The organism is Bacillus sp. A260 (assembly GCF_009861435.1).
Lineage (GTDB): Bacteria > Bacillota > Bacilli > Bacillales > Bacillaceae_G > Bacillus_A > Bacillus_A cereus.
In genome coordinates, this window is record NZ_CP046398.1 from 1,528,498 (window position 1) to 1,544,489 (window position 15,992).

The window sequence follows — 15,992 nt, forward strand, 5'->3', positions numbered from 1 at the left end:
CAGTCAAATTTTTAAATAGGTATAGGACAGGCTGAGTATATAATATTCTTAATTGAATGCTATACATAATGAGGTGAAAGAATGAATAAGTCTTACTTATTAGATAATGAAGGAATGAGAACGAGAACCGACATACCGGATTGGGTTGCAAAAGAATTTGAGATTTTTTCAAATGTTGTGTTAGAACCAACTTTTCCATGTTATTTCGGTTTAACAGCTTTGAAAAAGAATGAACTTCGTTATTCATTTCTTTCTCATAATGATTGGAGTCATTTACCACATACAATGTTATCTTTTTTAGAGTTAATGAAAGAGAGGCCGATTGTAAGAAGGGGCTTTTTCCTTTTTGTAGAACCGGAATGTGAAGAACAGCCACTCGAATATTACCGTGATTCCTTTTGGAAAGTGTTACAGTATTTACATGAAAACGATAATCAAGCATGGCCAAAGCAAATTCCAGAAGATCCAGACCATTATTTATGGGAATTTTCATTTGGTGGTGAGCCAATATTCGCATTTGGAAATGCGCCAGCTTATAAACAACGAAAAACTAGACATTTAGGGAATTCTCTCGTTATTGGGTTTCAGCCACGCACTATTTTTGATGGATTAGAGGGAGATCGTCCTAAAGGAGCATATTCAAGACAAATGGTTCGTGAGCGAGTTGAAAAGTGGGATCAATTGCCGAAACATCCTAACATTAGTCATTATGGTGACCCAGAGCATCGTGAATGGAAACAATATTTCATAGGAGACGATGTAGAGCCAATAAAAGGGAAATGTCCTTTTCTTCATAGGATAGAAAAGTAAGAGCCATCACCTAGATGGCTCTTTTGTATATTTTGGATAAAAAAGGGTATTTTATTATGAAAGCTAGTCTATTTTTTTAAATTACATCATTAACTAGTAGTAAAGAGAGTAGAAAGGATAGAGCGATGTTTGGAGCAATTATACAGCAAATCGTATTAGGTATATCATTAGCTGCGCCAGTAGGGCCGATTAATATTGAAATGTTAAAACGAGGAATTGAACGTGGGTTTTGGCACGCTTGGGTTGTTGGAATTGGTGGAATGACTGCAGATGTTTTATTTATGCTTCTCATTTATTTCGGTTTATCTTCTGTGTTTATGTATACATATGTACAAGCCTTCATGTATTGCACGGGTTTTTTCTTGTTATTTTATTTAGGATTTCAAAGTGTAAAACAAGGAATTTTCGACTCGAATATGGAATATAAAAAAGAAGAGGTAGGTGGCCTTAAGCAATCGTTTATGGCAGGATTTTTAATTGCGATATCCAATCCATTAAATCTTGTTTTTTGGTTTGGTATATACGGAAGTACACTTAGCTCATTACTTACGAAGGTAACGAAACAAGAAGCTTTTTTGTACAGTCTTTGCATTATTGTTGGTATTATTTTATGGAATTTAAATATTGCTTTTTCTGTACATTTTGGAAGAACTTTATTAAAACCAAAAGCGCTTGGCTACATAACAGCCGGAGCAGGTATTATTTTAGTAGGTTACTCTATACATTTTGCATACAAAGCTTTACAGTTGTTCACATAAGATTGAAGGGGAGATTTTTATGTATCGAACCACTATTGACGGAAAAGAAATTATAATTACGTTAGCGCCAAAAATCCGAAAAGAAATTACTGATAGAAATCCACTATATGAAGCGGTATTTCATAATGCTGCAAGATTGTTACAAACAAAGCAACCGACGTTTGCAGTAAATCATGAAATATTTGGGCTCATTATTGGAGAAGTGCAAAGAGGAGAAGTAACAGTGTTTGCAGTGGAACATATTATTCCGAAGCAAAATATATTTGGACCAAACAATTTTTTCTCGACAATAGAACAGCAGGCAAATTTGTAAAGTGAATAGAATAAGAATAGAAAAGAAATAGTCGTAACGATATGTTGCGGCTGTTTTTTGGGAAAAGGGGAAACAAGATGAAGAAAGTGGGGAAAGAGTTCTTTTTACAACATGATATCGTTATTATGTATAGCATTCTATTTGTTTTCATTATTATTTTAAAAATGCAATTTTTTACGTGGTTTGGCATGTTAGCATGTATGTTTGGGATTGTTTTCTATACACTTAATGAATATATGACACATCGTTTTTTATTCCATATAAAGCCACCTAAAAACACATTTCTATTAAAAATGTTAAGAAGATTGCATTATGATCACCACGTATATCCAGATGATTTAAAACTTTTGTTTTTACCTGTATGGTTTAGTATACCTAGTTTTACTATATATTTACTTATAGCATATGGTATTACAAAAAGTGTTACTATTACACTTTCATTTGGAATCGGAATGATTATTATGCTGCTCGTTTACGAATGGAAACATTATATTGCTCATAGACCGATTCGTCCCGTCACTAAGTTTGGAAGATGGCTAAAAAAACAACATATATTACACCATTATAAAAATGAAAAGTTTTGGTTTGGTGTTTCAAATCCAGTATTCGATTTTATATTTGGAACACTGAAAGACGGAAAAGATGTTGAGCTAAGCGAAACGGCTCGTAATTTAGAAAAGGAAAAAAAGACAAAAGTAGTGCGTTAAGCACTGCTTTTGTCTTAATGAGGATAAATAAGTAAAGTGTCACTTTATTTTGAAAAAGTATATTAAAAATTTAGGGGAAATTGCCGAAAAATGTCTATCAAAAAATCTTTGCATGAATGCATGGATTGTCTAAAATGAATGTAAGTTTCTGAATATTTATAAAATTTAGTCTTTAGGTATGCAAGGGGGAAGTGTATTTCAAGTAAGAGAGGGGATCGGTTAATGAAACGAGACGATACGTCAGCACGTAAGTTGCAAAATGAGGTGAATTATACAGAGGTCGTTCAGTCGGAAGAATTTCAATTGTTATTAAATACGAAAAAGAAGTTTATCATTCCAATGAGTATTTTCTTTTTTAGTTTTTTTATCGCATTACCTATTCTAACATCGTATTCAAAGGTGCTTAATACACCTGCATTTGGAGACGTTACATGGGCGTGGGTATTTGCTTTTTCCCAATTTATCATGACATGGGCACTATGTATGATTTATAGCAAAAAAGCAGAATCATTTGATGAAATCTCCCGAAAAATTCTGCAAGATATGCAAAAAGGGAGGGGCTGAACTTGAATACTACTGCATTTGCACTATTTTTAATTATTGTTCTTGGTACGCTCGTCATAACCTATTTTGCATCGAAAAAAACGAAAAATGCGAGTGAATTTTATACGGCTGGAGGGGGATTAACTGGTTGGCAAAATGGTCTGGCCATTGCTGGAGATTACATGTCTGCTGCTTCATTTCTCGGTATAGCTGGAGCAATCGCATTAACTGGGTTTGATGGATTCTTTTATAGTATCGGTTTTTTAGTTGCTTATCTAGTTGTACTATATCTTGTTGCAGAACCGCTTAGAAATTTAGGAAAGTACACTTTGGCGGATATGATTGCAGCACGCTTTGATGCGAAAAAAGTTCGCGGAGTTGCAGCTCTTAATACGATGACGATTTCTATCTTTTATATGATTGCACAATTAGTTGGCGCGGGTGCACTTATTAAATTATTATTAGGGATTGAATATACGACATCTGTATTAATCGTTGGAACACTTATGACGGTGTATGTTATTTTTGGAGGTATGACAGCAACGAGCTGGGTACAAATCGTAAAGGCTGTATTACTTATGGCTGGTACGTTTATTATTTCTGTTATCGTTTTCGCAAAATTCAACTTCAGCGTGACTGAAATGTTCGCTCAAATGAAAACAGCTACACCTTTAAAAGATTCATTTTTAAATCCAGGTGTAAAGTATAAGGATGGTCTTGATACACTTTCTTTAAATTTAGGACTAGTACTTGGTACAGCTGGATTACCACATATACTTGTCCGCTTTTTTACAGTACGTGATGCAAAAACTGCACGTCAATCTGTCGTATATGCGACGTGGTTAATTGGTGCATTTTATATTATGACGATTTTCTTAGGATTTGGTGCGGCAGCGTTTGTAGGAAATGAAGCGATTATTAAAGCAAACCCAGCTGGTAATATGGCGGCACCTTTATTAGCCAAAGCGTTAGGTGGAGACTTCTTATTTGCTTTCGTATCAGCAATTGCTTTTGCAACGATTTTGGCTGTAGTGGCAGGTCTTGTATTAACAGCAGCATCAGCATTCGCTCATGATTTTTATAATGAAATCATTCGTAAAGGAAAATCAACGGAAAAAGAGCAAGTATCCATGGCTCGTTATGCATCTATTGGAGTAGCGATACTATCTATCATACTTGCATTATTTGCCCAAACATTAAACGTAGCATTTTTAGTATCATTAGCATTTGCAGTTGCAGCGAGTGCAAATCTACCAGTAATTTTATTTACAATATATTGGAAGCGTTTTAATACAACGGGTGCTATTTCGGGTATGATTGTAGGTCTCGTATCAGCAATTGTTCTCGTAGCGTTGAGTCCGAATGTTTGGAACCCTGTAGCTGGAAAAGCTATTTTTGTTGGGGAAGCGTTATTCCCATATACGACACCAGGAATTATTTCAATTCCACTCGGATTTCTTGCAGCATATTTAGGAACGGTTTTATCTAGTAAGAAAGAAGATGAAGCGAAATTTGATGAAATTCTAGTGAAATCTAATACTGGTCATGGCATTAGCGATGCGTCTTCACATTAAATAAAAGAGGAGCTTTTCGATAGATAAGAAAAGCTCTTTTTTCTTTTGTCATTTTCTTGTAAATATTACTGATTTGTAAGTAGGATTTGTCTTAATTTTGTGGAATGAAAATAGCAGGGAGAAATTTAAGTCATCATGGCACCAGCGCAGCTTTTGTGAAAAATAAGTTGTTATGGAAGGTGGAAGTAATGATGAAAACGAAGCAAACTGATGAATTATTAGCAAAAGATGAGCAATATGTTTGGCACGGAATGCGTCCCTTTAGTCCAAATAGTACAATGGTAGGGGCAAAAGCTGAAGGGTGCTGGGTTGAAGATATACAAGGAAAAAGATATTTAGATGGTATGAGTGGCCTTTGGTGTGTCAATAGTGGATATGGAAGAAAAGAGCTCGCAGAAGCGGCTTATAAGCAATTACAAACATTATCATACTTTCCAATGTCACAATCCCATGAGCCAGCTATAAAGCTTGCTGAAAAGTTAAATGAGTGGCTTGGGGGAGAGTATGTTATTTTCTTCTCAAATAGTGGTTCAGAAGCGAACGAAACAGCTTTTAAAATAGCAAGGCAATACTATGCTCAAAAAGGTGAACCACATCGTTATAAATTTATGTCACGTTACCGTGGGTATCACGGGAATACAATGGCGACAATGGCAGCGACGGGACAAGCGCAGCGTAGATATCAGTATGAGCCGTTTGCTTCAGGTTTTTTACACGTAACACCACCGGATTGTTACCGTATGCCTGAAATTGAAGGGCAGCATATTTATGATGTAGAATGTGTGAAAGAAGTCGATCGTGTTATGACGTGGGAATTAAGTGAAACAATTGCCGCTTTTATTATGGAACCAATTATTACAGGCGGGGGCATATTAATGCCACCACAAGACTATATGAAAGCTGTTCATGAGACGTGTCAAAAACACGGTGCCTTGCTTATTAGTGATGAAGTAATTTGCGGTTTCGGTCGTACAGGAAAAGCATTTGGGTTTATGAATTATGATGTGAAGCCAGATATTATTACAATGGCAAAGGGCATTACGAGCGCATATTTACCATTATCTGCAACAGCTGTGAAAAAAGAAATATATGAGGCTTTTAAAGGTAAAGGAGAATATGAATTCTTCCGCCATATTAATACATTTGGTGGAAATCCAGCAGCTTGTGCATTAGCACTTAAAAACTTAGAGATTATGGAAAATGAAAATTTAATCGAGCGATCTGCGCAAATGGGTTCCCTTTTATTAGAGCAACTAAAAGATGAAATTGGGGAACATCCGCTTGTTGGGAATATTAGAGGAAAAGGTCTATTAGTTGGAATTGAATTAGTAAATGATAAAGAGACGAAAGAGCCAATTGATAACGACAAAATTGCAAGTGTTGTAAATGCTTGTAAAGAAAAGGGCTTAATTATAGGACGAAACGGTATGACAACAGCAGGATATAATAACGTTTTAACATTAGCGCCGCCTCTTGTTATTTCAAGTGAAGAGATTGCTTTCGTTGTTGGAACGTTGAAGACAGCGATGGAGCGTATTTAATAAATAGAGAGAGGAGCGAGCTGTAATATAAGGCTCGCTCTTGTTTAGTAGGAGGGGACTTTTAATGGAGAAATATGATCCTAACAAACATTATCACATCGGATATTATGAAGACGGATATGATTTAGAAGTGACGGCGTACAAAAGAATAAATGAACCAGTTTGGGATGCTTATATTCCGCACTATGAGGCAGACGATTTTTATAAGAAAGTGGAGGGAATGAAGCTAGGTAAATATATAGATGATTATGGCATTATGGTGTATTCATTTGGGAATGATATTGATGATGATGAAGCACGAATTATTTTTGAAAAATGGTTAAAAAAGAACGGGATTGTTTAAAGATAAAACAAAAAGGAGATTGCTATCTTATAAAATAGCAATCTCCTTTTATTATAGTAAATTTATTTACTTGCTTTCATTGCTTTATCTTTTGCACCAAAAGTGTATTTTAACATTGGTGGTGTAATCATTGTAGTTAAAATAACGACAATAACGATTGCTGTAAAGTAATCTTGTGCCAATAGACCTGAAGAAAGTCCTGTTCCTGCGATGATAAGTGCAACTTCACCACGAGAAACCATTCCAGCACCGATAATTGCAGAAGACTTAGCGTCAAATCCAGTCATTCGAGCACCGAATCCACAGCCGATTAATTTCGTTAATACAGCGATAACGGTTAATGCTAAGATGAACCAAATTTGATTGCCGATACCGTCAAATGTAATATTCATACCGATACTAACGAAGAATACTGGAACGAACATAGCGTAAGCAATTGGTTCTACTTTCTTTTCTACTTCATGTTTATAGTTTGTTTGAGAAATTGCAATACCAGCAGCGAAAGCACCGATAATACCAGCAATTCCTAATAATTCGCCGAAATATGCGAATGAGAAACAGATGATAAGAGCCGCGCTCACGATAGACTCAGATACGCGCAGTGGTGATAACCAGCGCATAATCGCAGGAACACCTTTCCATCCGATTAAAATAATAGAAGCGAAGAATACTACTTTCTTCAAGATAACCATTGTTAAGTTAACATCATCAGTACCTAAGAAGCTCATTGCAAATGCTAATAAAATAACAACAAGAATGTCATCAAATACAGCTGCGCCTAGCATAGTTGTACTTTCACGTGTTTTCATCTTTCCTAAATCGCGAAGTGTTTGAACGGAAATACTAACACTTGTCGCACATAGAAGTAATCCTAAGAATACAGCGTTTCCTTGTTCCATTCCCATAACAAGGCCGGAAACGTAACCACCTACGAATGGAAGAATGATACCTCCGAGTGCAACTGCTAAAGAAGAATTACGATTTGCGTTTAATTCTTCTAAGTCTGTTTCAAGTCCAGCCATAAACATTAAAAGAATAACCCCGACATTACTTAATTGAGTTAGAAGCTCTGAATTTTCAATCCAACCTAATACAGCTGGACCGATAACGATACCGACAATTAATTTACCTAGTACAGAAGGTTGACCTAATCTAACACTAAGATCACCAGCAAGCTTTGTACTTAATAAAATAAGTGCAATTTGAAAGAAAAATTCGAATTCCATCTGATCCTCTCCTCGTCATTTTTAATTTTATCATACGATTTCTCGGAATTTTCCTAATGAAAATATGTAAAACCCATTAAACAAAAGGGTCTGATTACAAGTTCTTTTGAACTCGTAATTTGAACCTGTAATTAATATATAATAGATTTTATAAAAAATCAATGAAAAAATGGGAGCTTTTTGAGGAAGAAGCTGCCTTATTGGGATATAGGTGTAAGAGTAGTGTGTGAATTTTATATGTATAAAATAGTATGAAGTCCTTTTCCATTACAAATAATAAATTCTACATACTATTTCACGAACTATAACTGTGAAAGGGAGGATTTATAATTTGAAGGCATTAAAAAATAACTTGTCTATTGTTGCTTTAGGTGGAGTAAATGAAATAGGAAAAAATATGTATGCTATCCAATATGAAAATGATATTGTCGTCATTGATTGTGGATCTAAATTTCCAGATGAAAGTTTATTAGGGATTGATTTAATAATTCCAGACGTCACATATTTGCAAGAAAATAAAGAAAAAATTCGCGGTTTAATAGTAACGCACGGGCATGAGGACCATATTGGCGGAATACCATATTTTTTAAAACAACTAAATGTACCAATCTATGCAACAAAGTTAACGTTAGGTTTAATTGAAATTAAATTAAAGGAACACAATCTTCAAAATGATACGGAATTAATCGTTATTCATTCAGAATCAGAAATTGATTGTGGTTCTATTAAGGCAACTTTTTTTAAAACGAACCACAGTATTCCGGATTGTCTCGGTATTGTTTTTCATACACCAGAAGGTACTGTAGTACATACAGGTGATTTTAAATTTGATTTAACACCAGTAAATAATCAACATCCTGATATTCATAAAATGGCTAAAATAGGAAGTGAAGGTGTACTAGCTTTATTATCTGAAAGCACAAATGCAGAACGCCCAGGTTTTACTCCATCAGAAAGGTCAGTAGGAGAACGGATAGAGGAAATATTTATGAAAGCAAATAGAAAAGTAATTATTTCTACGTTTGCTTCTAATGTGAATCGTGTTCAGCAAATAGTTGAAGCATGTATAAAAACAAATCGAAAACTAGCTTTGCTAGGGAGAAGTATGGTAAATGTAGTAGAGGTTGCTCTAGAGAAAGGTTATTTACATATTCCAGAAGGTATGTTAATTGAAGCAAATGAGGTAAATCGTTTAGATCCAAAGCAGGTTGCAATACTTTGTACAGGAAGTCAAGGAGAACCAATGGCAGCTTTAGCGCGTTTAGCTAGTGGAAACTATAGACAAGTGGATATTTTACCAGAAGATACGGTTATTATAGCCGCGACCCCTATCCCAGGAAATGAACGTAACGTTTCTCGAATTATCGATAATTTATTTGCATTAGGAGCAAAGGTGATTTACGGATCAGGTAGTTCTACTGGAGTGCATGTATCCGGTCATGCATATCAAGAAGAGTTGAAGTTAATGCTTACATTAATGAAGCCAAAATATTTTATTCCAATTCATGGAGAGTTTAGAATGCTACACCACCATAGTTTGTTAGCAGAATCAATTGGTATTGAAAAGGAAAATATCTTTATTGTACGTAATGGAGATGTTGTAGATATAAGTAATGAAGTGGCAATTCAATCTAGAAGAATACAGGCAGGAAATATATATGTAGATGGATTAGGAATTGGAGATGTTGGAAATGCATTATTACGTGATCGTAAACAACTTTCAGAAGATGGAATGCTCGTTATAGTTATTACTTTTAATAAAGTGGATGGAGAAATAATTTCAGGTCCAGATATTATTTCTCGTGGATTTGTCTATGTCCGTGATTCAGAAGAATTTCTAAGAGAATTAAATAAATTAGCTGTTATTACGATTAATAATTTAAAGAAAGAGAATGTGAATAGCTGGGGTATTTTGAAAAGGGAGGTAAGAGAAGCATTAGGGAAGTATATATATACAAATACAAAACGAAAGCCGATGATTCTTCCTATAATAATAGAGGTTTAATAGTAAAAAAGAATTCTCGTATGGGAATTCTTTTTTGTTTTGAAGAGAAAATGAACATATAATGAAATAAATAGAAATGGAAGGAAATAAAAGATGTTATTAAATAAACGTTTTACAATTGGAGAAATGGCGAAAATGCATAATATCGCAGAATCTACATTAAGGTATTATGATGAAAAAGGAATTTTTCATCCGTCCATTGTGGATCCTCAAACGAATTATCGTTATTATACAATCGATCAATTTTCACTGTTAGATACGATTAAATTTTTACGCCAGTTAAATATTCCGTTAAAGGAAATTAAGAAATATATTGATGAAAGAAATCCAGCATACGCACTCAATTTACTGGAAAAACAACAAGAGATGATGCTGAAGAAACAAAGAGAAATTGAGTATGCTTTGGCGAAAATGGAGCATAGAATTCATTTAATTAAGAAAGCAACAAAAGCAAAAGCTGAACAAATGGTAATTAAAGAGATTCCGCAGCGAAAAATTACAGCAATTGCGGTTGCTCCAAATACGACGGATGATATGTTTGAGTACTACATTCATTCGTTACAAAAAAATATGAGGCAAATGGATGATAGTTTATTTTCTGGAGATATTGGTGTAACTGTTGCGAAAAAAGGATTAATGCAAAATGAGTTTCAAGCATATAGCAGTGTATTTATTCTTTTGGATTATATGCCGTATGAAGTGCATACTTCAGATGAAATTAAAGAAGGTTTATATGCTTGCTCTTATCATCATGGACCGTATGAAGAAACAGATGCAACGTACAAGGAGTTACTTACATACATTGATAAAGAAGGTTACGAAGTACATGGAGATTCGATTGAGATTGGATTGATTGATTGGTCTGTAACAGAAAATCCAGAGGAGCAAGTAACAGAAATTCAAATTCCTGTAGTAAAAAAATAAGATGAACACCTTTGAATGGATTACAAATTTACATTCATTAGTATAAGTCAGTTACCTGTTTTTTTAATTCTCTCTTGACCTTCAAGTTACTTGAAGGTTTAAACTAAGAAAAGAGAGTTGAAAAAAAGGAGCATATTAGAGTATGGAAGCAACAGAAAAATTAAGAGAAAAACCGATAAAAAGCTTATTTATTTCTTATTTAATACCAGCCGTTCTTGGAATGGTATTAATGTCAGTGAATATTGTAATTGACGCGGTCATGATTAGTAGAGGAGTTGGGGCGAACGGTTTAGCAGGAGTGAACGTGGCTATTCCAGCATTTTCGATTTTCTTCTCTATTTCATTATGGATCGGAATGGGCGGGGCAACGTTATACTCCATTGCATTAGGCGAAAATAAACGAGAAAGAGCAAGGTCTATTTTTACTCAATCCATGACGGTAGCAGTTGTTATCGTAGGGATTTTAGCAGCGATTTGCTTATGGAGAATAGAAGATTTAGCATACTTATTTGGTGCAAATGAAGTGATTCTACCATATGCGTTAGACTATTTACACGTATTATTAACATTTGGAATGATATACGTTTTAGAAAATATTTTAAGTACATTCATACGAAATGATGGAAATCCTAATTTAGCAATGGCTGGTCTTGTTGTAACAGCTGTATTAAATATAGTGTTTGACTATATCTTTATTTTTATCTTTGGATGGGGCGTAACAGGTGCTGCTTCAGCGACTATTCTTTCGGCAGCGATTGGTTTCCTTGTATTATTAACTCATTTCTTTAGAAAAAGTAGTATTTTAAAGTGGACGAAATTCCATTTTGAATGGGATACTGTCAAACAAATTATGGTGATTGGTTTCCCAAGTTTTACAGCAGAAAGTACGGTTGCAATCGTAACGATTGGTTTTAATATCGCATTCGTCCAATATGCAGGAGAAGTAGGAGTAGCTTCCTATGCGATGGTGAATAGTATTCATGCAATGACATTACTATTATTCTTTGGTGTTGGAGCAGCATTACAGCCAATTGCTAGTTTCCATTATGGGGCAAATTTATCAGAGAGACTTCGTGAAGGATTGAAGTTTGCTGTGAAAATTGCAGTTGTCCTCGGAGGCATTGCGATAATTGTCGGATTATTCTTCGGGAAATATATCATTGGTTTATTTGATGTTCAATCTCCAGAATTATTGGAGTTAACCTTAACAGGTATTAGCTTATTCTTTATCCAATACGTATTTTTAGGTTATAACATTGTGTATGGAGAGTATTTCCAATCAGTGCGACAAACGAAGAAATCAGTACTTATTATAATGAGCCGAGGATTACTATTTATTATTCCATTGTTATGGATTATGCCGAAATTATTTGGGATAAACGGAATTTGGCTCGTTATGCCAGTTGCAGAAGTAATGACAGCGATTATCGTATTTACGATGAATCGTATGAAACATCCTGTTCCATTAAATATGGCAGGAGAGAAAGAAGCGATATGATGAAGAAAATCCCCTTAAGCAATTAAGGGGATTTTTTATTCCTTTAAACTAATCGCAAAAGATCCATCCGTTTCTTGAACAGAAGCAAAGGCAACGTTTTTAATATTTGTAATTCCTTTTTCCTTTAATTCTTTATATAACCATTTTTCATCTTTATGTATTAACTTTAAGTTATCATATTGAATTTGTGAATCGACGATAAGTGCAATTGGTAATCCAGCATACTTAACTTCTATGTTTAAATCTTTTGGAGTTAATGGTACAAGTTCTCTTTTTGGTAAAATACTAATAGCGCCGTTCGCTTCTAAAATAGCGTATTCAATTTCATGAACACTTGGATATCCTGCAACGCGAAGGTTAGAAAGTAATTCAGCAATTGGATATCTACTTTTTTGTAAATTCTCAAAAATAATGTCACCATGTTTAATTAAAATAATAGGGTGCCCGAGAATAAAACGATTTAGTTTGTTGAATAGGCTTAATTTTGTAAGGATTAAATGTAAACATGTAATTACAAGCATACCGAGAAAAGCTTGCAAAGCACCAGAGACGGGTATGGCTTGGAAAGCTAAATAAGATAAAAAGATAATAGCACCAAAATCATGAGGAGTTAGTTGTGCTAAAGCTGATTTACCGAGCATCTTAAGTGATAGTAAAAATAAAATAAAAAAGAACGATACGTTACATAAAAAGAGAAGCAATAGAGACACTCCTTCGTGCAAAGTTGTACTTACTGTTCCCGAAAGAAATATAAATATTACTTTCTAGAGGATAAATTAGGTTGAATTGGAATTTGTCTGTATACAAACAAATAAATGGATATTATCATGAAAGAAGCAAAGAACATAGGAGTATATGGATATGAAAAAGAAAAAGAAAAAAATAATTAAGTATATGATAGGAATTATAATGGTTTGCGCCGTTTATGTGGGATTTTTACAATATAACATTTATAAGCATGGGCAAATGAATGCGACCTATGAAGCTGATTATATAATTGTATTGGGCTCGAAAGTAAACGGAACGAAACCATCGTACTCATTGCAATATCGTATTGATAAAGCAGCTGAGTATTTGAAATCACATGATAAAGCAATCGCTATTGTATCTGGAGGGAAAGGAAAAGGGGAAGATATTTCAGAAGCATTAGCAATGAAAAATGAATTAATGAAATTAAAAATTGCAGAAGACCGCATTATAATGGAAGATAAGTCAACGAGTACTGATGAAAATATTAAATTCTCAAAACCTTTAATTCCGGACAATATGAAAAAAGGAATGATCGTAACAAACGATTTCCACATGTTTAGAGCGAAAAAAATAGCAGCTAAGCAAGGGTTACAATTAGAAGGTCTTCCGGCCGAAACACCAAAGCGAATTGTCATTCCATCGAATATACGTGAGTATTTAGCCATTACGCAATATTGGTTTATGAATCGAATATAGAGAAAAAAATCCCGTCTGAAAGTCCAGGTGGGATTTTTTGAGGGAAATCTTACAAACATGTCATCTTAATGAAAGGTAAAGCGATAGTTTCTAGAATGGATTCCTGACATAATGAAGATAACAAAAACTATTTAGAGGTGAGTCGGATGAAAGGAAATAATATACTATCTTCACTATGTTACTTTAGTATCTTTTTTGCACCATTTTTACTACCAATTATCGTGTACTTCGTTGCGGAAGATGAAGTGAAATACCACGCGAAAAAAGCATTTTGGTCACATATTTTCCCGTACGCAATTTTATTCGGAGGATTAGCGATATCAGGAATATTCGGTTTAGGATTCAATCAATCTGACGGTGCTGGAATTGGAATGATGATCACATATGCAGTGTTCATTCTTGTAGGAATTTACTACTTCATTTGGAATATCGTAAAAGGTATTAAAGTTTTGAAAACGGCGTAATAAGATAAGAAATAATATGATGTAAATCTGTCGGTATAATTTCATTTACCGTATTAATAAACGTTTTAAAAAGAGCAATTCAAAAAGAATTGCTCTTTTTGTGCTTATAAGTTGTGAATATTGAAAAAGATATGTTAATTTTTCATTAGGAAGAGAAAAAGGAGTGATTTTCATGAATGAGATGATACATAAAATGGAGCAACACGTTTCAGTTCGTAAATATAAAGAAGAACCTATTCCGAAAGATGTAGTAGAAAGAATGGTGCAAGCTGCGCAGCATGCTGCGTCCTCGCATTTTGTACAGGCTTATTCTGTTATATATGTAACAGATCAAGACCTAAAGATTAAACTAGCAGAGCTATCCGGAAATCGTCACGTGAAAGACTGTGCAGCATTCTTTGTTTGTTGTGCAGATTTAAAACGACTTGAAATGGCATGTGAAAAACATGGTACCGAGATAAAGCATGAAGGAGTAGAAGATTTTATCGTTGCGACAGTAGATGCTTCACTTTTTGCGCAAAACTTAGCGCTAGCAGCAGAATCGTTAGGATACGGTATTTGTTACATTGGTGGTATTCGTAATAACCCAAGAGAAGTGAGTGAATTGCTTCATTTACCAGATAAAGTATATCCTGTATTCGGAATGACAGTCGGTGTACCAGATGAAGATCATGGAGTGAAACCACGTTTACCAGTAACAGCTATCCTTCATGAAAATGGATATGATGAAAAGAAATATGATGAATTATTAAACGAATACGACGAAACGATGAGCGCGTATTATAAAGAAAGATCATCAAATCAAAAAAACGTAACATGGACGGAATCAATGAGTTCATTTATGTCTAAAGAAAAAAGAATGCATATGAAAGAGTTTTTAAGTGAAAAAGGATTTAATAAGAAGTGAGCAAAGAGAGCAAAGAGAGCAAAGAGAGCAAAGAGGCAAACCTGTGATGCAGGTTTGCTTTTTTTTTGGAGGAGAAAGGTGATTGTCTTCGAATAAGTATAGGGGGAGGAGATAATATGAAAAAAGCTTTAATTTTTTTGTTTGATGGGTTTGCAGAATTTGAAGTGAATATAGCGAGTTTATTTTTGATAAGTAAGCAATTTGAAATAATAACAGCAACTGTAGACGGAAAAACAGTTACAGGAGAAGGCGGTTTTTTGTGTCAACCACATGTCTCTATTGAGCAAATTAAAATAGAGGACTATGAAGTGTTTATCGTACCAGGCGGACATATTTTTGATCATTTAGAAAATGAACAATTGTTATCTATTGTGAACAAATTACATAAGCAAAATAAATGGATAGCGGGTATTTGTGCCGGAACATCTTTATTACATGCAGCAGGGGTGCTGAATAAGAAGAAATTCTCAACATCATTAACATCAGATGAAAAACAATTAGCTCATTTACATGAATGGGAATATAAACAAAACAAAGATGTAACGGTTGATGGAAAAATAATAACAGCGGTAGGGTCTGCGTACGTTGAATTTGCTACTGAAATAATGAAGCAACTCAATTTATTTAATGAAGCTGAAGCGAAGGAGAACTTGCAATATTTTAAAAATGTAACAGAGCTTTGTGATGAAACTTTAGTATAAGTGAATAGTTTGATTGTTAATACCTAAGGCCAGAAAGTTGTTTATTCTTTCTGAACTTAGGTATTTTGTTTGTTATCATATACATAGAAATAAAAATTAATAATTTTTTACAAAAGTGATAGAAAATGAGAATGAAATGCCAATAGTAAGTAAAAGCGGCATAATAGCCGCTTTTTATCGTTTTATTTAGTATTTGATTTGAAATGTTTATCTTATGAAAGAAAGATTATTG

The 15,992-nt window shown here is 34.2% G+C and carries 17 protein-coding genes; 15 read left to right on the forward strand and 2 right to left on the reverse strand.

What is annotated here, in order from left to right; genetic code table 11:
- Nucleotides 1–81 precede the first annotated feature (81 nt).
- The 8 genes from GD442_RS07840 to GD442_RS07875 all read left to right on the forward strand — a co-directional run bounded on the left by GD442_RS07840 (nt 82) and on the right by GD442_RS07875 (nt 6,589).
- Nucleotides 82–810: a YqcI/YcgG family protein gene (locus tag GD442_RS07840; RefSeq protein ID WP_001043767.1), complete on the forward strand. Its 729-nt coding sequence runs from the start codon at nt 82–84 to the stop codon at nt 808–810.
- 125 nt (nt 811–935) lie between these two features.
- Nucleotides 936–1,568, forward strand: coding sequence for a LysE family transporter (locus tag GD442_RS07845; protein WP_000466562.1), 633 nt, complete (start codon nt 936–938; stop codon nt 1,566–1,568).
- Between the two features lie 19 nt (nt 1,569–1,587).
- Nucleotides 1,588–1,881 carry a hypothetical protein gene (locus tag GD442_RS07850; protein WP_000286361.1) on the forward strand — a complete coding sequence of 98 codons (294 nt, stop codon included), beginning with the start codon at nt 1,588–1,590 and terminating at the stop codon, nt 1,879–1,881.
- Between the two features lie 77 nt (nt 1,882–1,958).
- Nucleotides 1,959–2,588 (forward strand): sterol desaturase family protein, encoded by a 630-nt coding sequence (locus GD442_RS07855; protein ID WP_000755401.1) that lies wholly within the window; start codon nt 1,959–1,961, stop codon nt 2,586–2,588.
- Between the two features lie 222 nt (nt 2,589–2,810).
- A complete protein-coding gene (locus GD442_RS07860; protein WP_000817366.1) occupies nt 2,811–3,152 on the forward strand; it encodes a DUF485 domain-containing protein in 342 nt (113 codons plus the stop codon).
- Between the two features lie 2 nt (nt 3,153–3,154).
- A complete protein-coding gene (locus tag GD442_RS07865) occupies nt 3,155–4,705 on the forward strand; it encodes a solute symporter family protein (RefSeq protein WP_001098240.1) in 1,551 nt (516 codons plus the stop codon).
- A gap of 191 nt (nt 4,706–4,896) precedes the next feature.
- Nucleotides 4,897–6,246: an aspartate aminotransferase family protein gene (locus GD442_RS07870; protein ID WP_000850962.1), complete on the forward strand. Its 1,350-nt coding sequence runs from the start codon at nt 4,897–4,899 to the stop codon at nt 6,244–6,246.
- 64 nt (nt 6,247–6,310) lie between these two features.
- Complete coding sequence (locus GD442_RS07875) at nt 6,311–6,589, forward strand: DUF3986 family protein (RefSeq protein ID WP_000417068.1); 279 nt, start codon at nt 6,311–6,313, stop codon at nt 6,587–6,589.
- A gap of 62 nt (nt 6,590–6,651) precedes the next feature.
- Here GD442_RS07875 and GD442_RS07880 read toward each other — a convergent pair whose 3' ends face one another.
- The gene (locus GD442_RS07880) at nt 6,652–7,815 is read right to left on the reverse strand and encodes a cation:proton antiporter (protein WP_000393901.1); all 1,164 of its coding nucleotides are present in this window, start codon (nt 7,813–7,815) and stop codon (nt 6,652–6,654) included.
- Between the two features lie 331 nt (nt 7,816–8,146).
- Between GD442_RS07880 and GD442_RS07885 the strand changes: the two genes are divergently transcribed.
- From GD442_RS07885 to GD442_RS07895, 3 genes are all read left to right on the forward strand, one after another.
- The gene (locus tag GD442_RS07885; RefSeq protein WP_000645618.1) at nt 8,147–9,820 is read left to right on the forward strand and encodes a ribonuclease J; all 1,674 of its coding nucleotides are present in this window, start codon (nt 8,147–8,149) and stop codon (nt 9,818–9,820) included.
- A gap of 93 nt (nt 9,821–9,913) precedes the next feature.
- Nucleotides 9,914–10,744 (forward strand): MerR family transcriptional regulator, encoded by an 831-nt coding sequence (locus GD442_RS07890; protein ID WP_000925935.1) that lies wholly within the window; start codon nt 9,914–9,916, stop codon nt 10,742–10,744.
- 142 nt (nt 10,745–10,886) lie between these two features.
- On the forward strand, nt 10,887–12,242 hold the full coding sequence (locus tag GD442_RS07895; protein ID WP_000388389.1) for an MATE family efflux transporter: 1,356 nt from the start codon (nt 10,887–10,889) through the stop codon (nt 12,240–12,242).
- Nucleotides 12,243–12,277: 35 nt separating this feature from the next.
- On the opposite strand, the gene GD442_RS07900 is transcribed toward GD442_RS07895, so the two are convergent.
- On the reverse strand, nt 12,278–12,943 hold the full coding sequence (locus tag GD442_RS07900; RefSeq protein ID WP_000923927.1) for a DUF421 domain-containing protein: 666 nt from the start codon (nt 12,941–12,943) through the stop codon (nt 12,278–12,280).
- Between the two features lie 160 nt (nt 12,944–13,103).
- Here GD442_RS07900 and GD442_RS07905 point away from each other — a divergent pair, with 160 nt between their 5' ends.
- The 4 genes from GD442_RS07905 (at nt 13,104) to GD442_RS07920 (ending at nt 15,760) form a co-directional block, all read left to right on the forward strand.
- Complete coding sequence (locus GD442_RS07905; protein ID WP_000727433.1) at nt 13,104–13,688, forward strand: YdcF family protein; 585 nt, start codon at nt 13,104–13,106, stop codon at nt 13,686–13,688.
- A gap of 146 nt (nt 13,689–13,834) precedes the next feature.
- Nucleotides 13,835–14,152, forward strand: coding sequence for a magnetosome magnetite crystal formation protein family (locus GD442_RS07910; protein ID WP_000678038.1), 318 nt, complete (start codon nt 13,835–13,837; stop codon nt 14,150–14,152).
- A 172-nt stretch (nt 14,153–14,324) separates the two neighbouring features.
- Nucleotides 14,325–15,059 (forward strand): oxygen-insensitive NADPH nitroreductase, encoded by a 735-nt coding sequence (gene nfsA, locus GD442_RS07915; protein ID WP_001004526.1) that lies wholly within the window; start codon nt 14,325–14,327, stop codon nt 15,057–15,059.
- Between the two features lie 116 nt (nt 15,060–15,175).
- Nucleotides 15,176–15,760, forward strand: a complete 585-nt coding sequence (locus GD442_RS07920) for a type 1 glutamine amidotransferase family protein (protein ID WP_000709446.1) — start codon at nt 15,176–15,178, stop codon at nt 15,758–15,760.
- Nucleotides 15,761–15,992 lie beyond the last annotated feature (232 nt).